The sequence below is a fragment of the Streptomyces sp. NBC_00306 genome, from assembly GCF_036169555.1.
Lineage (GTDB): Bacteria > Actinomycetota > Actinomycetes > Streptomycetales > Streptomycetaceae > Streptomyces > Streptomyces achmelvichensis.
In genome coordinates this window covers 8464445-8483624 of sequence record NZ_CP108032.1, presented here as the reverse complement: position 1 = coordinate 8483624, position 19180 = coordinate 8464445, and the positions used below count along the sequence as shown (strand labels likewise).

Annotated in this window: 13 protein-coding genes and 1 pseudogene; 13 read left to right on the top strand and 1 reads right to left on the bottom strand. The window is 68.9% G+C overall.

Features of this window, described 5'->3' with window-relative positions; all coding sequences use genetic code 11:
• The first annotated feature begins 351 nt into the window (after positions 1 to 351).
• From OHA05_RS38075 to OHA05_RS38065, 3 genes are all read left to right on the top strand, one after another.
• Positions 352 to 1410 carry a hypothetical protein gene (locus OHA05_RS38075; RefSeq protein ID WP_328863291.1) on the top strand — a complete coding sequence of 353 codons (1059 nt, stop codon included), beginning with the start codon at positions 352 to 354 and terminating at the stop codon, positions 1408 to 1410.
• Between the two features lie 475 nt (positions 1411 to 1885).
• Positions 1886 to 2434, top strand: coding sequence for a DNA cytosine methyltransferase (locus tag OHA05_RS38070; protein ID WP_328863290.1), 549 nt, complete (start codon positions 1886 to 1888; stop codon positions 2432 to 2434).
• Positions 2435 to 2587: 153 nt separating this feature from the next.
• A complete protein-coding gene (locus OHA05_RS38065) occupies positions 2588 to 3199 on the top strand; it encodes a hypothetical protein (protein ID WP_328863289.1) in 612 nt (203 codons plus the stop codon).
• Between the two features lie 79 nt (positions 3200 to 3278).
• On the opposite strand, the pseudogene OHA05_RS38060 reads toward OHA05_RS38065, so the two are convergent.
• Positions 3279 to 3416 (bottom strand): annotated as a pseudogene (locus tag OHA05_RS38060) (DUF5713 family protein); the annotation flags it as partial.
• Positions 3417 to 5060: 1644 nt separating this feature from the next.
• Between OHA05_RS38060 and OHA05_RS38055 the strand changes: the two are divergent.
• From OHA05_RS38055 to OHA05_RS38010, 10 genes are all read left to right on the top strand, one after another.
• Entirely contained in the window at positions 5061 to 5861 is an 801-nt protein-coding gene (locus OHA05_RS38055; protein WP_328863288.1) for a conjugal transfer protein, read from the top strand.
• Positions 5858 to 6181: a hypothetical protein gene (locus OHA05_RS38050; protein WP_328863287.1), complete on the top strand. Its 324-nt coding sequence runs from the start codon at positions 5858 to 5860 to the stop codon at positions 6179 to 6181. Before OHA05_RS38055 ends, OHA05_RS38050 begins: the two co-directional genes overlap by 4 nt.
• Positions 6178 to 6735: a hypothetical protein gene (locus tag OHA05_RS38045; RefSeq protein ID WP_328863286.1), complete on the top strand. Its 558-nt coding sequence runs from the start codon at positions 6178 to 6180 to the stop codon at positions 6733 to 6735. The genes OHA05_RS38050 and OHA05_RS38045 overlap by 4 nt, the downstream gene beginning before the upstream one ends.
• On the top strand, positions 6735 to 9386 hold the full coding sequence (locus OHA05_RS38040; protein WP_328863285.1) for an ATP-binding protein: 2652 nt from the start codon (positions 6735 to 6737) through the stop codon (positions 9384 to 9386). The genes OHA05_RS38045 and OHA05_RS38040 overlap by 1 nt, the downstream gene beginning before the upstream one ends.
• A gap of 316 nt (positions 9387 to 9702) precedes the next feature.
• On the top strand, positions 9703 to 12276 hold the full coding sequence (locus tag OHA05_RS38035; protein ID WP_328863284.1) for a hypothetical protein: 2574 nt from the start codon (positions 9703 to 9705) through the stop codon (positions 12274 to 12276).
• Positions 12273 to 13418, top strand: a complete 1146-nt coding sequence (locus OHA05_RS38030; protein ID WP_328863283.1) for a C40 family peptidase — start codon at positions 12273 to 12275, stop codon at positions 13416 to 13418. The genes OHA05_RS38035 and OHA05_RS38030 overlap by 4 nt, the downstream gene beginning before the upstream one ends.
• 287 nt (positions 13419 to 13705) lie before the next feature.
• Positions 13706 to 14017, top strand: coding sequence for a hypothetical protein (locus OHA05_RS38025; RefSeq protein WP_328863282.1), 312 nt, complete (start codon positions 13706 to 13708; stop codon positions 14015 to 14017).
• A complete protein-coding gene (locus OHA05_RS38020) occupies positions 13999 to 16635 on the top strand; it encodes an ATP/GTP-binding protein (RefSeq protein ID WP_328863281.1) in 2637 nt (878 codons plus the stop codon). Before OHA05_RS38025 ends, OHA05_RS38020 begins: the two co-directional genes overlap by 19 nt.
• The gene (locus tag OHA05_RS38015) at positions 16632 to 17579 is read left to right on the top strand and encodes a replication-relaxation family protein (RefSeq protein WP_328863280.1); all 948 of its coding nucleotides are present in this window, start codon (positions 16632 to 16634) and stop codon (positions 17577 to 17579) included. The genes OHA05_RS38020 and OHA05_RS38015 overlap by 4 nt, the downstream gene beginning before the upstream one ends.
• Positions 17580 to 18144: 565 nt before the next feature.
• Complete coding sequence (locus tag OHA05_RS38010; protein ID WP_328863279.1) at positions 18145 to 19017, top strand: helix-turn-helix domain-containing protein; 873 nt, start codon at positions 18145 to 18147, stop codon at positions 19015 to 19017.
• The last annotated feature ends 163 nt before the right edge of the window (positions 19018 to 19180 follow it).

Below are 19180 nucleotides of genomic sequence, written 5' to 3'. Positions count from 1 at the left end.
TCCGCCCCGCGGCCCCGGCCACAGCCTGGCCCCTATTGGCCCGGCGCCTCGCGCCCGGCGAGCCAGAGCAGCCCTCCGCCCGCCGACCTCTCCCGAAAGGCCCGCCATGCCGATCTCTGGCCGTCTGCACCACCGTTTCCACCGCACGGCCCGCTTCCGGCCGACCCGCCGCGACGAGCCCGGATCCTTGCCCACGCTCCAAGTGGCCGGCGTGCTGACTCGCGCATACATCAATGGCTCTTCGCTGTCGGGACGTGGTCTAGACAGGGCCTCAAGTGCTCGTGCGGCGGTCGATGTCAGAGGTGGCCCGTATCGTGGCGGCAGATACGGATCCGCCCTTGGAGGCCTGAGATGAACTCGAATTACTACCGCGGCCTGATGGAGCGGAAGAACAAGGAGCGCGCCGCTGCAGAGAAGAAGGCCGGCGATCTTCAAGCCAAGGCGGCTGGCAAGCGGGCCGACGCTGCGAAGGCACGGTCCGCAGCAGGGAAGTCGAAGAACGCCAGCACCGTCAAGAGCAAGTTCCGCGAAGCGGATCGATACGAAGACCAGGCGAACACCGCCTCCCGTGATGCAGCAAAGTGGAGCACGAAGGCTGCTGGACTCGCGAAGGAGGTGGGGGAGGCACAGGTCAAGCTGGCCAAGGCGGAGCAGTCGGAGCGAGAAGCCACTGAGAAAGCGCGTCAGCGTGAGCAGTTGGCGGCCGACCGCCGCGCTGCAGCTGAGCAAAAGAAGATCCAGCAACGTCTGAGTACCACGGAGCAGCAGGTGGGCATGGTGCTCCGGGAGCTGCGGGCACCGAAGCCTGAGAAGCTGCGCGTGCTGATACTGGGTGCCTCCTCCGAGGGAGATCTTCGGGTCGGCCGGGAGCAGTCGCGTATTCGGGCTGTTGTGGAACGGGCCCTGCATCGCGACTTGGTGGAACTCGATGTCCGGCCCGCCGCGACAGCAGCCGACCTCCTGGACGGCATCACTAGGTTCCGCCCCCACGTAGTGCATTTCTCAGGTCACAGCGACGAGGACTTGATCGTCTTCGAGAAGGACATCGACCAGCCTCACGAGGGCGTCATCGTCACCGCTAAGGCCTTCGCCCGTGCCATCGCCGCAACCGATGAACCGCCCCTGCTGGTTCTGTTGAATTCCTGTCACTCCGCCGCCCAGATCGACGATCTGATTGGCGTGGTCGACTTTGCCATCGGAATGTCCGATGAGATTGGTGACACGGACGCGATCTACTACGCTGCCCAATTCTATGCAGCCGTTGCCAACGGTCAGTCCATCGGGTCAGCCCACGCATCCGGACAGGCGGCCGTCGAACTCGCAGGCCTTCCTGACCACGACCTTCCAACTCTCGCTCACGCCGCTGACGTTGACCCGCGCGCGACCTTCCTCGTCAAGCCTCCCCAGTAACCGTAATCCACGCAAACAATGTCGACTTCCGTGACATCCCCCGCTCACGCGTCCTGGTCGGCTCGCCGATCTGCAAGGAAGTCAGCCCCGCCGGCCGCAACTCAACCGCCAGCCAACAGGCGGGCGGCGCGGCCCGTACCGGGCAGTGGTCCAGGACCCGGGCGACGGCGTGGGATCTGATCCGGGCCGCCGAGGTTCACGACTACGACGTCGTCTGCGGCGAGAACGTCCCCGACTTCGCCACCCGATGGGTCCCCTTCGAACCCTGGCTGAACGTGTGGGACGCCCTCGGCTACAACATTGACATCGCGTCGGTCAACGCCGCCCACATCGCGGGCCAGGGCAATGAGGCAGCCCCGCAGCACCGCAACCGCATCCTGTTCGCCTTCACCAAGAAGGGCCTGCCGCGGCCCGACCTCCAGCCCCTGCCCGAGAGCGTGTGCCGCACCTGTGGCCCCGTCCAGGGCGTGCAGGTGTGGGGAAGCGGTTCGAGCAGACCGGCGCCCGCAGGGTCGGCATCTACGGCAAGCAGTACCGCTACGCCTGCCCGAACGTGCGCTGTGACGCAGTGGTCGAGCCGGTCACCCGCCCGATCCGCGACCACATCGACCTCACCCTGCCCGGACGCCGGTTCCGCGACGGCCGGGCCAACTGCAGGAAGTACACCCCCTACCGCCCCGAAACCCGCCGCAAGGTCACCATCGGCCTCGAGCGCTTCCACGGCGAACCATTCATCGCCATCCTGCGCAACCACTGCACCGTGCAGTCCCTGGACGAACCCATCGGGGCCATCACCGCCGAAGGCAACCACCACCTGCTCGTCAAGCCCAGCCGGCGCCGCACCGTCGACGACTGCGAAGTCCAGATGATCAGCCTCAGGACCAAAGCCCGAGCCCAGCGCTTCCCCGACACCCACGCCTTCCAGGGCCCCACGACCGCCGACCTGACCAGACAGGTCGGCAACGCAGTCCCCGTCAACGCCGCCTCGTGGCTCGCCGCAAGGCTGCAACCCAGCCTGAACTGAAACACGCCCGTCAGGGGCCGCGGCGTCATCTCGCGGCCCCTGCAATGGCACCTGCCGCCAATAAACGTGCTACATTTGTTTGCGTCTCACCGTGATGCTCCGTCGTCACCTCATCCCGCATGCTGGTCCAGCCAGCCGCAAGATCGGAGAGCAATGATCCCCGCCGGCCGTACGCCTCTGAGCACGGCAGACATTGCCAAGCGCCAGGGTCGCAAGACTCTGCTTCGCGGAGCGGTTCAGCAGCTACCGGAGCCGATCAGCCGGCCGGGAGCTCGCACCCTCATTTGGGATGCCGATCAGATCGACGCCCATCTCGCGGGCAAGCCCGTCCCTGAACTCCCTGCCGGTGAGTCTCCGGATGACCTGCTGGACCGCGAGGAGGCCCGCAATGTGCTGGTCGGTCTGGGCGTCGAGCTCAAGCCCGAAGCATGGCGCGCTTACATCAACCACGGCTATGCCCCCGAGCCCGACAGGGAAATCTTTGGGGTCGGCCACTGGTACCGGCACACCATCGTCGCGTGGCCCGATCAGCGTCCAGGCGAAGGTGCCGGCGGCGGCCGCCCGCATGGAAGCAAGGACTCGAAGCCCCGCGATCGAGCGACGAACCCGCGGTTGCGGGAAGCCGACGCCCGTAAGGCGCGAGTCCAGAAAGTGCTCGCTGACAGCAACGGTCAGACGTCAGCGGCCGACATCGCTGCCGCGGAGGGGATTTCGGAACGACAGGCTTACCGCCTGCTGACACAGCTCCAGGGCCCTGCCGAGTAGAACCTCTGTCGCGAGGCGACTGTGCTGATCGCAGCTTTCAACAAATGGCTTCGATCGGAGGTGGCCTTCCCGTCCCCGTTCACCAGTCCCGGCCGGCGGTCAGCTCCTCCGCATCCGCTTCCATGAACCCGTATGCCGACGCGACGAAGCAGAACTCGTCACAGATCCACTCCCGCGCAACCGTCTCAATCCCGCTCCCGGCCGCCACGAACTCGCTCGTTCCTGTGGAGCCGCTGAGGAGATGACCTCGCTCAACGCGTATCGAACCCCCAGACGATTCGGAACATCGCCCATTGTGCAGAGCGCCGTGACCTGCTCGTCCAAACGGCTTAGGGCGTCCGAGAGGGAAAGTTGATCAATCCGCTCAAAATAGAAGGTGTGGACATCGGCGCCGAACTCTCCCAAGGGTCGTTCAAGGTCGACATCCACCATGGCTTCAACGATGCACCCGGCCGAGGTGATGGCCACACCCGCCGAGAACCGCAGCTCACTGACGTCCGAGTCGCCCTCCGCGAAGAAGCCGAAGCAGTGGCGGATCCTCAGTTCAGGTCCCGCAGCGTGCTTTTCGATCAAGATGGCAGGCGCCAGCCCAGACTCATCCCCGAAGTCGTAGGCGATATAGAGCTGAGTGGTGAAATCGCCCAGCTGCTTGTGCAGCCGATGCATCGTGGTCAGCAAGAGAGCTGCGCTTTCGGCATCGTCCCTGCCGGAGACGTTCAACATCGGTGCATCGTCGCCCATGCGCAGCACCGTTGGCACGTGGGTTTCGCTCACCATGCCGCCCCGTCCTCCACACCGTTCAACCCCAACCTCACGGTCCGTTTTGACGACACGGCCGAGGTCCATGTAGGGCACCCGCGCGGCCAGCAGGCCGCCCCCCTGCCGGCTCCTTCCATCAACGAATCGGGGAAGCCTCGGGCGCAGCGGGAATGCTGGCCGGAGGGCGTCCTCACCGGCTCGTCCGCGCACGGCAGCGCGGCGACGGCGAGGTCGAGACCGCATTCGCACGAGTCGACAAGCAGCCCATGGCGGAGCCGTCTCTCTACCGAACTGAAGCCAAGGACTGCGCAGGTGCCGCAACGGGCCAGCCAAGAAGTTCCATTGCGCATGGTGACCCGTACTGCCGCGCTGTGTAGCTGCGCACAGAAGGATGCCGGTGTCGACGGTGCTGTACTGCGCAGCCGGACACGCGCCCGTGCGCAGTCCACGTTGAGAGCCGGATGGCAGAAGCGTCGCGTGCGGTGAACTCGTCCTGCGCATGCTCCCGGCGGGCGGTGAGTTCCTGCTAGGTCGGCCGCCTGGGGCGGTGAGTTCCCTTCCTGCGGTCGGTGAGTTTCCCCCCAGTGGGCCCGGACGTCTCTCGACTGCGACCGTGAGGCAGCCTTCTTCCTGCAAGTTCGCTCTGCAGACACATGTGACACCACCTGCCCCAGACCGGGAATGGGGCCTGTGACCTGCCCCGGTGAGCGGAAACGGGAACTCACCGATCGTGCCGGAAACTCACCGCCTGCCTCGTTGCGGAACCGTGATTCTGGACCCCCACTTTCGGTGAGGTTTTCGGTGAGGTGCGTCGGGTTCAGTTGGGGCAATCCCACGACCGCGCTTCCTCAGGAGCCCCAGCATGTCCCTGCGAACCTCGCGCCGCCCGCCTGCGGGAGAGTCATCCGCATCGTTGCGACCACAGCCAGAGACTGACGCCCTTCCTTCCACGCGCATTGCGCACCGCCGGCTGTCCGTTGCCCGGCTCGGTGTGTGGGCAGCACTCGTCTCCGGGCCAATTGGTCTGGCCGTGGCCTGCGCATCGCCCGCGGCCGTCACACCGACTGCGCAGCCCGCGCCACCGCCGTCCGCCGATCTGCGCATGGAGGATCCGAGCGGGGTGGCCGTCCTGTTCTGCGACCTGTGGCTGCGCAGTGACGCCGGTGCGGCCGACAGTTCCACTGCACAGGCCGTCCACCGGTTGGCGCCCGACGTCGAGTTGCCGAAGCGTCTGGGCACGGCCGCTCCTGCGGTGCCGCAGGACGCAGTGGCGATACGCAGCGCCCGGGTAGAGCGGGGGCGTTGGTCGGTTGTCGTCGCCGTCCGGCTTGCTGTCCGCGACGGCGCGTCCCCTCACACGCCCGGGGCCGCTGGAACAGAGGCCGTGGTGCGGTACTACGCCGTCCCGGTCAGCTCCGAGGAGAGGGCGGGCGGCTTGGGTGCGTTCACGGTTACCGCCGCTCCTGCCCAGATCGCCGGGCCCGCCGGCGCGAAGACGTCGCCGTCGCCGTTCACGCAGACGCTTCCCGCCGAGGGCCCGCTGTCCAGGTCGCTCGCCGACTTCTTCCGCGCCTACCTCGCCGGCGTCGGCGACATCGAGCGCTACCTCTCTCCCGGAACCCGCCTCGATGCCGTACCCGCCACCGGATACGTCCGGATCGCAGTCGACGAGGTGAGCGCCACGTCCGAGACCGCGGCCGGCCCGGTGCCCGCTGACGGCACCACGAGCCGAGTCCGGGCCCGGGTCACGGCCACTGACTCCACGGGCGCCCGCTGGCCGCTGGCTTACGAGCTCACCGTCACCGCCCGCTCCGGCCGCTGGGACATCTCCAGCCTCCACGCCGGTTCGACACACACCGCGGGACCGTCCCCCGCCCCGACCGCTGAAGGGACCGCGCGATGAACAGCACCGACCTCCAGGTCGCCGGGAAGGCGACGGACCTCGGCAACGCCTGGCTCAACACCCTAGGCACCTGGGGCGACAAGGCCCTGCAGGTCGCCCTGGTCGCGATCGTCGTCATCACCGTCGTGCGCAAGGTCAGTCTCAAAGCCGGGATCGGCGCGCTGATCGGCCTGGTCATCGCGCTCGGCATCTACAACTCCCGCGGTTCGCTGGCCAACATCTTCGAGGACGAGGTCAACAACCCCGCCACCGGAGCTGGTGTCGTCAGCGTCGTCGTTACGCCCGGCCCGAACGGCCCTGATGTCGGCGGTGCGCTGTGAACGCCGCCACGGCGGAGCGGCCGCGGGTGGCCCGGGTCTACACCGCCGCGCGCCGGCATCCGTGGGTGCTCGGCAAGCTGGGCGACTGGGTGATCTGGTTCGGCCCCTACACCCCTGCGCAGCTGGTCGTCCTCGGCGGCGGTGCGCTGCTGCTGAGCAAGACGTTCGCCTGGTGGTCGTGGCTGGGCCCCGTTCCGGTGGTGCTGTGGCTGGTGTCCGTGTGGGCGGTCCGCGGCGCGAAGATCGGCGGCCGGACACCGTTCACTGCCTTCTTCGGCTGGCTCACGCTGCTGGCCCAGCACCCGGCCGGCCGGATCGGCGGCCGCACCGCCCGCGACCGGCACCCGCACCTGCTGTCCGGCACGTTCATCCTCGAAGCCGCCCCCGCGGCAGGCGACACCGCGGCGGAGAAGCCGACCCGCCGGAGGCGGCGTTCCGCCCACCGCACCCCCGACCCCGCCCCCGCTGCGGCCGTCGTGCGGCCGCGGCCCGTGACCGGGCTGGACCAGCTGCTGAGGGACGCCGAGACCGATCAGAGGACCAGGAGCCTGTGATGCGCATTCCCTTCCGGCACATTGCCGGGCACCTGGTGTGGTCGACATCCGGCGGCGTGTGGGCGATCTGGCGGGTGACTCCGGTCGGCGGCCGCTACGTCCCCGCCCGCGTTCGCGACGAACTGCTCAACCGGGTGACCGGCCTGGTGCGTTCCCTCGCCGGCGCGCCGCGACTGTTCGGGCTGGCCGCCCGGGTCGATCCGGGCGAAGTCGCGGATCAGATGGTCGACGGCGTCCCCTGGCAGCGTCTGCCCGCGTGGGCGGAGACGACTGCGGCCGGCCTGGATCTGCTGGCCGGACAGGAGATGCACCGCCGCACCCTGTGGCTCGCCCTGCCGCTCTCGTCACCGCACGGCCGCTTCGACTTCGCCGCGACCGGTGCAGCGATGTGGACCGAACTCTCCGCCGCTCTCGGTCTGCCGCCGGCGCCGGTATCGGCCGCGGAGGTGTCCGACTACACGGACCAGGCCGGACGGCTGCAGGCCGCGCTCGGCGGAGGCCTGGAACTACGGCCCGCGTCGCCGACCGAGATCGTGTGGATGGTCCAGCACGCGGTCCACCGCGGTCTGGAAGAGCCGCTCCTGGCCGACGCGGAGCAGTCCACGCTCTACGGCGGTCGCATCCGTGGCGGTGTCCTGCGCTCGCCCACGTATGCCGACCTCGGGCAGGTCCGCCTCGCCGAAGGCGGCCGCCCTCTCGAGGCACGCACCGGCGACGACGCGTCGCTGAAGACAAGACGGAAGGCGAAGCCGCGTGCGTCGCGGCAGGGCCAGCCGTGGTGGCGTAAGGACGGCGCCTCCCCGCTGCTGCGCAGGTGGCTGCAGGTCGAGAGCGAGACGGGTACCGGCTACCAGGCCCACCTCGCACTAGCCGAACTCCCCGCAGCCCGCGCCATGGAGTCGGCCGATCTGTTGGCCCAGCTCGAAGGCCTCGACTTCCCGGTCGACTTCACCGTCGACATGCAGGTGGTGACGGCGGAGCGGGCCAAGGAGCAGGTGCGGCGCAAGAAGAAGGAGCTGCTGGACCAGGCCGAGCAGTACGGGGCGCAGCCGACCGGGATGCCGCACTCGCTGCCCGAGGCAGCCGGCGACCTCGCGGAAGTCGATGCGCGTCTGTCGCGTACGAGTGTCGAGGTGGAGGTCCAGTCGGTGACGGTCCTCACCGTCTGGGGGCCGGACCTGGTCACCTGCGATGCACGGGCACGCGCACTCGCCGGTCTGTTGTCCGGCGGGGACTACCGGGCGGTGCGCCCGCATGGCATGCAGGAAGCACTCTTTTCGCTGGGCCTGCCGGGTGCGGTGCGCCCGGCGGCGGTGCGGGAGTTCACTCAGCACCAGCTGTCCGAGGACTGGGCCGCTGCGGGCGCGTTCACGAACACCACGGTCGGGGACCCGACCGGGCTGATGGTCGGCATCGACCTGGACTGCGGCACGATCCGACCGGTCCTGCTGAACATCGCCGACGCGCCGCGGCGCAACGCCTCCGCATCGGTGGGCATCGTGGGCGACCTCGGTGCCGGCAAGAGCGTGCTGGAGAAGCTTCTGACGTCCGCGGTCGTCGACCGGGGCGGGCGGGCGATCGTCATCGACCGCACCCCGATCCGCGAATGGGCCACCTTCGCCAAGTCCGCGGCCGGGAACCGCTGCCAGGTCATCGACGCCGCCAAGGCCGAGCTGTCGATCGACCCGCTGCGCGTGTTCGGCGGTCCGATCGGCGCCCACTACGCCCAGTCCTACCTCACGCTGCAGCTCGGCATCGGGCCGATGTCCGCGTCCGGAGCCGTACTCCACCACGCCGTCGAGGAAGTCGCCGCCGGCGACGACCCGTCCATGGCGCGCGTCCTTGCGGTGCTGCAAACAATGGCCGGCAACGAGGCCGGTACCGCGACGAGGCGGGACGCGGCCGCGACCATGGCCGACCTTCTGCAGATCGTCTCCTCCAACCCCCTCGCAGCGATGGTGTTCCACCCGGATCTGCCGCCCGTGACGTTGGACGGCGACCTGGGGGCCGACATGGTCGTCGTCACCACGACAGGATTGACCCTGCCGCCGCGCGAGGCGTTCGCCAACGTCGACGTGCTGCGCCAGCAGCCCCTCGAAGCGCTCATCGGCCGTGCCGTCCTCTACCTGCTCGCAGCGATCGCCCGGCAGGCCGCCTTCACGGATCCGTCCCGGTTCTGCGCGGTCGCGATGGACGAGTGCTACTGGCTCACCTCCAGCGCGGAAGGCAGTGCCCTGGTCCATGAGATCCTCCACGACGGCCGCAAGCACGGCGCCGGCTGCATCCTCGCCGCGCACGACTTCGACGAACTCGGCCCTGATGCAGGCCTGCTCGCCTACAAGATCGTCGCCCGAACCAGCGACGAGGCCCGCGCCCGCAAGGCCCTGTCGTTCCTCGGCCTCGACAGCAACGCCGAAGACTTGGTCAGGCTCGTCACCACCGGCCTGTCCCCCGTCGGCCAGCCCGGACGAGACGGCGAGATGCTGCTGCGCGACCCGCGCATGCAGGTCGGCCGTATCAAGGTCCACGTCCCGCCAGTGCCGCGCATCCAGAACGCCATCTACACAACCCCCGGCGCCCACCTGACCGACGACACCACGGGCGCCGTCCTCGAGCACGCTGACGCCGCCTCGGACGGTAGTCCGTCATGAGCCGCCGCACCTCCCGCCTGCGGGCAGTCCTCGGCACGGTGACCGGAGTGCTGCTGGTCCTGTGCCTCGCTGCAACCTGGATCCTGCCGCAGCCTGCGCCGGGCCCGGAAACGAACGCTCCGGTGGCAGACGATCCATGCGACACCATCGTCGGACCAGCCCACATCTACTGCCGGCAGACCACTCTCGGCACCTCAGAGCCCGTCGCTGCCCCACGCCGAGCCGGCGCAGAGCAGAGCGGTTGGCTGCTGCTGTTCTCCAGCGCAGCCATCACCGGTGCGATCGGGCTGTCCCTCACGGCAGGGCGGGGTCGACGGTGAAGCGGCCCGATCGCGGCACGCTGCGATCCGCCGGATTCACGGTGCTGCTGACGGTGGTGTTCCTGACGGTGAACACAAGCGTCGCGCACGCCGCCGACAGCAGCGGGGAGAGCGGGAGCTTCCTCGACCCGCTGAACGTCAACAGCTCCGAGGGCGCCCCGATCAACGGCTACGAGCTGTCCGCCAGCGGCGGGTCGGTGTTCTCCCTCAAGTCGCAGATCCTCGCGTTCGTCCTCTCGGGCCTCTTCCAGGTCCTGCGGATTCTGGTGGGGCTGGCGTGCTGGGCGATCGAGGTCGCGTTCCGGTTTCCGCTGCTGAAGCTGCTCGCCGACCCGGCGCAGCAGGTGTCCGACGCGTATGAGCACGCGGTCGTCGACCAGCTCGGCCTCAAAGGGCTGCTGCTGGGGTGGGCGTTCATCTTCGGCCTGGTGCTGATGGTGCGCGGTAAAGTCGGCAAAGGGCTCGGGGAGATCGTCCTCACGCTCCTCATCGCCGCGTTCGCCGCGAGCGCGTTCATCCGCCCCGACTACCTCCTCTCCGAGCAGGGCCCGCTGGTCACCTCGCAGCAGGCCGCGGGCGAGATCGCGCAGGAGACGGTCAACTCCTACGACTGGGGCGGGAAAATCTACAGCGCCGGTCCGTGCCCCGGGATGGCCGGCCGGGACGAGACGAAGTGCCTTGAAGAGCAGGGGAAGAAGCCCGTCTCCGCCGAGCAGGTCGCCCGGCCGATCCAGGACTCGGTCACCAACGCTCTGGTGGTCAAGCCGTACATGCTGCTGCAGTACGGGCGCATCCTCGACCCCGGCAAGGCCTCGGACAAGAAGGCCTACGAAGCACACCTGAAGTGGATCACCGGCGGCTACCAGGGCGACAAGGGCGACGAGAAGAAGGACGATCCGTGCGAGCGGATCGTCGGAGCTGCCGGGGACTACTGCCGCTCCGACGGTGAAGAGGACCAGTGCCGTTACCTGTCCGACCATGCCGAGCGCTATTGCCGCGATGAAGGCGGCCCGGCGGCGCTGCCGGGGCTGACCAAGGGCGACGCGCTGCTGGACACCCTGGAGCCGGTGCTGAGCGAGGAGGACCAGCAGTTCGCCGCCTTCCTCGCCGACCTCAAGGACGCCGGTCCGGTCGGCAAGGAGTGCGCCGAATACGCCAAGGCGCCGTCCTGGGAACGGGTCGGCGGCGTGCTTCTGCTGCTGATCGCCGCGCTGCTGATCTGCGCGATGCTGCTGTCCGCCGCGATCGTCCTCCTGGGGACGCAGGCAGCTGATGCGGCTGCGGCCGCCGGCGGGGTGGTGGCGCTGGTGTGGGGCATGCTGCCCGGCCCGAACCGGCAGACCGTGTGGAAGTGGCTGGCCCTGTTCTGCATCTCCATGATGTCGATGTTCGGGATCTGCCTGTTCCTGCCGTTCTTCGGCATGGCGCTGGACGTGATCCTCACCGACGGCCCCGACCTGATGGTCGAACGCCTCCTGCTCCTCGACGTTCTGGCCCTGGTCGGCCTCGTTTTTCACCGCCGTCTGCTCGCCGGCATCACGACCTTCGGCCAGCGCATGGCCATGCGGATGCGGTACGCGAAGGTCGGCGGCACCCACCTGCCCGGCGACACCTCCGAACTCGGTGCGGCGCTCGCAATGCACGGCATCGGCGCCGGAGGCATGTCTGCCGGACTGTTCGGCGCACGCGGGCTGTCCGGCGCGCACCAGGCGTTCGGCGCGCGCCACGGTCTCCTCGGCTCGCTCGCCGCCCTCGGCGACGGCACCGGCTCGGTCCTCGATCCCAACCGGATGGCCGGGGAGGCCATGGCGGAGGCACGCCGCGGCCTGGCACCGCTGGCGCTCGGCGCCCACGGCGGCCCGCTCGCCCTGAAGGGCGCCTACGGTGCGCTGATCGGCAAAGCCCCGCCCAAGGAAGACGAGTCCCTCAAGCTGCTGCGCATCATCGCCAACAGGGGCGAGAACGCAGACGCACCCGGTACCGGTGGTGCGGGTGGCGGGGTGCGGGTGAACCCGACGACGGGGGAGATCCTGCACGACCCGGACACCGACCGGCCGTTGCTGGGCTCGAGGATCCACCAGAAGGCGTCCCGCCTGCGCGGCTACCGCATCGCTTCCACCGCGGCCCGCGTCGGCTACGGCGCAACCCTCGGCCTGCCGCGCAATCTCCAGGCCGGCGGGCACCGGACGTCGCAGTACACGCAGGACGCGAAGACGCAGCTGAAGGTGGCAGCGAACCAGGTGAGGCAGGACGCCGGCCAGTGGGCTCAGGCCGGACGGTCCGTCGGGCAGGCCGTCGATCACGCCTCCCAGCGCGCGGCCACCGCATGGCAGGTCCACGACCCCGCCACCCGGGCACGCATCGCCGCCCGGGATGCGTCCGCCGGAGCCGTCATCTACACCTCCACCCCGACCGCGGACCGCCCCAATGCCGGTGGCGGCGGGGACCGCGCTGCGGCGCGTCAGGAGGATCCGGCGGTCGATGCACGGCGGCGGGTGTTCGACGCCCTGATGCGGGCCCAGCGCACCAGTTGGGACGAGGAGCCCCGGTGGGGCGGTGACGGCGAATGAAGGCGGTCAAGGCGTGGCGGAAGTGGGGCTGCCTCACTGCCTTGCTGCTGGCGTGCGCGGTGTGCTGCGCCCCGGTGATCACGGTGATGTCCGCAGCCGGCGCGCTCGCTTCCCGCGACGCGAGCGTGCCGGTAGACGCTGTCGGTGGCGCTGCTGTCGGGATACCGGAGCGGATGCTGGCCGCGTACAAAAACGCGGCCGCGGACATCCGCAGTGTGGCGCCGAAGTGCCGCGGGATGCGGTGGCCGGTCCTCGCCGGTATCGCGCGGATCGAGTCGAACCACGCCGGCGGCCGCACCGTCACGGCGGCCGGGGACATTCATCCGCGCATCCTCGGCCCGGTCCTCAACGGCTCCGGCGTCGGCGGCAATCTGACCGCGTTCCCCGACACCGACGCAGGAGCGTGGGACGGCGACACCCGCTACGAACGGGCGGTCGGGCCCTTCCAGTTCCTGCCCGCCACGTTCCGCGCGAACGGCCGCGACGGCAACAAGGACAAGGCCGTCGACCCGCACAACGCGGACGACGCCGCCCTGTCCGCCGCCCTCTACCTGTGCGGGAAGGGACGCAACCTCACCGACCGGGCCCAGCTGAAGAAGGCCGTCTTCCAGTACAACCACTCCGACCCGTACGTGAGCGATGTCCTGTCATGGATCGACCGGTACGAAGCCGCCGCCAAAACGGTCGACCTCAGCGGCGTCACCGGCAACGTCGCCACCGTCCTCAAAGCCGCCATCGCGCAGAAGGGCGTGCCCTACTCGTGGGGCGGCGGCAGCCCCAAGGGGCCCTCGACCGGGATCTGCTGCTCGCCCGGCGGGCAGAACGGCACCTTCGTCGTCGGCTTCGACTGCTCAGGTCTGGCGCTCTATGCGTTCGCGCAGGCCGGGGTGACACTGCCTCGCACCGCGGCCGCACAGGCCACTGTCGGCAAGCGGATCCCCCCCTCCGCCGGCATCGCCGCACTCCAGCCCGGCGACCTCGTCTTCTTCGGCTACACGCCCGGAGTGGACAGCACGATCTACCACGTCGGGATCGCCCTCGGAAACGGCGAAATGATCAACGCCGCCCGCCCGGGAACCAAAGTGCGCGTCGACCCGGTCAGCGCCATGTCCGGCTTCGCCGGAGGTGCCCGGATCCTATGACCACCAGCTCGCCCATCCGAACCAGGGCTCTGCTGCTGGCCGCGCCCCTGCTCGCAGCCTCGGGCTGCCTCCTGATCGCCTTCGCACTCCCGAGTGCCCCGCCGCCGGACCGAGCCGTCCCTCTCCCTTCGGCGGCCGCCGAGTCGCAGCCGGATACCGAAGTGACGGGCACCAGCACACCATCGAAGCCCGCCTCCGTTGGCGCGACGCCGGCGGCAGGTGCCCTGCCGCCGCCCGGGTCGGGGCCCGCAGCTGACCCGCTCGTGCAACAGGCGCTGGAACGAGCCATGCCGCGTGACCTGCCCGCTGGCCTGAGCAGCCGGCTCGCGACGTTGGGCCGGGCGGTGTGGAGCGCAGAGGTGACCGGCGTCGGCCGGCAGAGGTGGCCGCGCTACTTCACCCAGCCCGTCACCGCCATCTACACGCGGGTTCGGCTCCAGGCCGCCGTCGCCCGCCGCGACCCCGACCACCCCGGTACCAACGCCGTGGTGGTGCACCTGGTGTGGACCGGAGCCGACCCGTCCGGAACGTACCTCGACAGCCGCCCTGCAACAGTCCGCCTCACCCGTGAAGGAGCCACATGGAACCCCGTCCGGTAACGCTCGCATCCACTCCGGAGCTGGTGTGGGACGCACTGCTCGGCCCGGTCGAGTGGTGCTGGCAGTCCGGGAACTGGGTCTACGACAACGCCTGGTGGATCGGCATCCTGGCCGCGGCAGCGTTCACCGGCTGGGCCGTGCTGGAGCGCTACCTGTCCGCGCGGGCGCTGCGTCACCGCACCTATGTCGAGCTCGTTCCCTCCCGGACCTTTGAGACCGGTGAGGAAGAAGTCCTGAGGTTCGGCGCCCAGCTGATCCGCGCGGCTACCGCCGGCAAGTGGTGGGCACCGCGCAACGCGCGCACCGTCCGCATCCGGCTGGTCGCCGACAGCTCCAAGCCCCTCACCTACCGGGTGGAAGGCCCGGCTTCAGCGGAGCAACTGCTGCGGCAAACCCCCTACGCCCGCGTGCGCAGCGAACCGGCGGCCCCACCGAGGAGGAAGCGGAGCAAGCACACGGTGCGCGCGGTATTCGCCCTGCACGGCGCCCCCGGTGCACGGCTGCGGGAGGTTCCGCTGGAACCGGACCCTCTGCAGCCGCTGATCGACGCCGTCGCCGACCTGCGCAACGACCTGGGAGACCTGGCAGAGGTGTGCCTCGACCTGTCCCCCGCGGCACGGTGGCGGCTACGGGCCCGGCGCTGGCAGGTCGTCGACAACGCCCGCCAGGCAGCCCGGCGCCAGTCCCGCCGCGAAGCGCAGTGGATGACCCAGGACGCCGCCACGATGGAAGACGCCCTGTCATGGCAGCTCACGAAGCTGACCGTGCCGCAGCAGCAGCGCGGAGGGGAAGGCCGGCGGCTGCTGATGACGCCGCGGCCGCCACGCGTGGACCGGGAGAAGGTGCTGGGCAAGCTCGCCGAGGACACCGGCCTGGTGCGCGTACAGCTGATGGTGCGCTGCTCGTCCGACGTGGTGGGGCGGGCCGAGCGCCGGCTGCGGCACATTGAGGCGGCGCTGGACGTGTACGCGGCACGCACCCGCCTGTCCTCGCTGGGGTTCTCCTTCGGGCCGTGGCGGTTCGGGCCGGACCGGTGGCCGTGGCGCCCGCGGTTCGACGAACGGTGGAACACCGGCCTGATCGCCCCGTCCCGCAACTCATGGGCGAGGATTGAGGAACTCGCCGGGCTCTTGAAGCCACCGACGACACATGCCCGGCTGCCGGTTCTCGCCACCGACATCCCGACCTACCATCCGGGCTCCTCCTTGCTGCCGCAGGGCTACTACCGGACACCGGACGGCACCGAGCGCCTGATCGCCACCCGCGAGGAGGACACGCTTTTCGAAGTCCAGGTCGGCAAGGCCGGCTGGGGCAAGACGATGCGGGCCCTCGTTCAGGCGACCGCATCCGCGCACGCGGACCGCGGGCTCGCGTTCGTCGACCCGCACCGCGACTCGTGGGACACCGTCGCCCCGTACCTCGCTCACTCCGAGATCATGAACCGCACGTGGCTGTTCGACCTGACCATCCGCCACCCACAGGACAGGCTGGGGTGCTGGAACCCGCTGAGCCTGACCGGCGGCAAGACCCCTCACGAGGTCGTCGCGGCGACCGTGGACGCCTTCGCCACCAGCCTCGGCTGGGGCGATGCGAACGCTCCGCGCGCTATCACCATCCTCACCAAGGCCATCGAAGCGCTCGTCGCCGTCAACGCCCAAGCCGTCGCATGCAAGAAGCCGGACAAGCAGACGACCATCTTCCAGATCAGCCCGCTCCTGACCGACCCCGGCTTCCGCGCCCTGGTCATCAACCAGCTCGAGGCCGACGCACAGCGCTGGTGGACGACGTCCTTCACCGAGATCCCCAAAGACGCCCTGCCGACCGTCCTCAACCCGCTCGCCCGCCTCGCCGCCTCCCCCGTCATCAGGGCCTTCCTCGGCTCCCCTATCGGCAGCTACGACATCCGACGCGCCATGGACGACTCCCACGTGGTGTGGATCTGCCCGCCGGGCACCGGCCCCACCGACCGGCTCTTGGTCTCCCTCCTGGTGCGCGACATGCTCCGCGCCGGACTCTCCCGCCGCGACCTGCGAGAAGCGGACCGGATCCCGTTCCGCCTCTACCTCGACGAACTGATCTCCCTGGACGGCGCCGCCTCCTCCACCCTCGCCGAGATCACCGAGCAGCTACGCAAGTTCAAGGTCCGGATGCACGGCATGACGCAGATGCTGCACCGGCTCAGCCCCGAAGTGCGCACCGCGCTCCTGCAGAACGCCTCGTGCCTGTCCACCACCGCCGGATCGATCGAGGCAATCCGGCACATCACCGGCGAGTGGGGAGACCAGGTCGACCCCGCCGAGGCCGCCGAACTCGACCGCTACCACCACTGGGCTTCCTTCACCGTCCGCGGCAAGCGCATCGGACCACTCCTCATCCGCGGGCCGGAGCTGCACGAGGCGTTCGCCTCTCTCGCCCTCTCTGGCCAGCGCAACGCCCTGCAGCGCAAAGCACTCGACAACACGCGCGCTCAAACGCTCGAAAAGCTCACCAAGGTGGCCGCAGGACAGGAGCAGATCGTCCGTGAATGGCTCACCGGCCAACCCGGCCTCGCCCATGCCCCCTCCGGGGCCGGAAGCAAGCCCGCCGAAGACACCAGCAGGAAAGGACAGTTCCAGTGACCACCCCACTTGAAGACACGCAGGCCACGGCTCGATCCAGTGACCCCACCGGTGAAGTGCAGCCGAGCTCGGAGGAGACAGCAGTCCACCGCGCGATGGCACTGCTCGCGCAGCACAGGCTGGTCACCACGCTGCAGATGCAGCAACTGCTGAGCCCGGGAAGCACGCGGCAGTTCACATCAGGCGTGCTGAACACCCTGCGCGAAGCCCAACTGGTCTCGTATGCCGAGCTCCCCGTCGGACGGACCCGTGCCTGGTTCCTCACCCTGCGCGGCGTACGGGCCACCAGTAGCTGGCCCGAGCTCCGCGGGCGACGGGTCCCTGCTCTGGGAAGCCCCACAGAGGCCTCCCTGAGAGCTGCGCACACGCTGACCGTCGTCCGCAGCCATCTCGCATTCCTCCACGACGCCCGCCGCCGCGGTGACGAGTACGGCTCGCTGGACTGGGTGCCCGAGATCGGTCACCGGCTCCCCGACACCGGAGGCGAGGACAAACTCATCGCCGACGCCGTCATGCACTACACCTCCGTCGAGCCAGACCGTCTGCAGTACCGAGCGTTCGTCGAGGTCGACCGGGGCACCATGTCCTCCGAGCGTCTGGCGGCAAAGCTGATCTCCTACGCCCGCTTCCACGACTACACCCCACAGCCAGTCGGACGGCGCGGCACCGTCGCCGACCAGGCCGCCATGCTCGCCTGGCAGCGCTTCTACCCCCGCTTCCCCCGCATCCTGTTCATCCTCACTGGAGCACCCGAGGATTCCCTCCGGCGCCGGATCGAGGACCTCCGCGCCATGACCGCTGCCCATCCACTCGTCAACCAGCTCGCCGGACACGTCCAACTCGGCGCCGCCGTTCTCGAAGAACTCGAACAGCACGGCCCGACCAGACCGGTGTGGACACCACTCTCCGGAGAAGCTGACAGGCGGTCCTGGATGGAGCTGTAGGGCGCCGTCCGCGGAGTGTTCAGTTTGTAGGCACGCATCCCGGTAGCCCTGTCCAACGAGATGGCCGACGCGACCTCCTGCCGACGCACCGTCCAAGTCCCCACCGTGAGCGAGATATCCGAAGCATTTGCCCGCGACCGCCACCGCAGAACAAGGGCGGTGGTGTACATCGCTGTCCGGGGTCGTTGATGTCAGCCATGGATGTCAGAGACCTTGTCGACGGGGTGGAGCGCTTCCGCGGTTCGAGCGATGATCAAGGAGGCCACCACTCATGTCTGCCGCGTCGTTTGGCGCAGCATGCCAGTAGGCATGTCGCCGTTGATCACCCAGCTTGGAGTCACACCGAGCAGGATCACGCAATCGCCAGTGCGGTGCCCTACTGCAAGACGAAAGGTGGACACTCGCGGCTGCCGTCCGGCCCGTCGACCGTTTTCGAAGATACGACAGTAGAACTGTCCGTTTTCGGCTGCCCGTGAGTACGACGGCACGGCGTTCGGTCGGCAAGCGCCGTGCCATGGCAATCTGCACTCTGGATCAGTGACTTGGGGCCGGAGGTGTACCCCCCGTGGTTGCAAACAGCAATCCCACCGCCAGAAAGCGCCGCCTGGGAGCCGAGCTCCGTCGGCTCCGCATGACCAGTGGGCTGAAGGGCACAGAAGTAGCGGAGCGGCTCTTGGTCTCCCAGCCAAAGATCAGTCACATGGAGAACGGCCGCCGCGCCATCAGACCTCGTGATGTGCGCGATCTGTGCGAGCTCTACGGAGTAGCGGACCAGCAGGTCGTCGCATATCTGATGCAGATGGCCAAGGAATCCTCGCACCAGGGCTGGTGGCGTGCGTACGGCGACATCCCACAAGGGGTCTATATCGGCCTGGAGACGGACGCCACCTCCCTCCACACCTACCAGTCTCTGGCGATCCCCGATCTGCTACAGACTCCCGCCTACGCCCAGGCAGTCATCAAGGCAACGGTCCCCCAGCTCACCGCCGAACAGGCTGCCACGCGCCTCAAGGTACAGTTGCACCGACAGCGTCGGATCCACGACCCAGCCTGTCCACTGCGTCTGTGGCTCGTCCTGGATGAATCGGCACTGCGTCGCGTCGTCGGCAGTCCGCACCTCATGCGTGAACAACTGGAGCACCTCAACGCACGCGCCGCTGAGCCGCACATCAATGTCCAGGTCATCCCCTACACTGCCGGCGCCCATCCCGGCATGACAGGACAGTTCTCCATCCTGCAGTTCGACGACAGCGCCGACCCGGGTGTGGTGCACCTGGAACGGTTCACCAGTGACCTCTACCTGGAGAAACCGTCCGACGTGCAGCACTACAGCATGATGTACGACCACCTCCAGGCCCACGCCCTCAACCCCGACAGAACCCGTGACTTCATCAGCGACGCCGTCCAGTCACACGTCAACGCAGCACGCCAGCGTTGAGTGGGTGGAGTCCCTTTTGCCGAGTCAAGGGCTTCTGTTGGGCCGCTGCTGTCAGGTCAGCCGCATCGAGCGTGTCCGTGGCATGGAGAAACGCCGCGCCTGACCTGAGCGGGTCATAACCACCTGTGCACATGTGCTGGTTGCTGTGCCTTCGCCTGTGCAG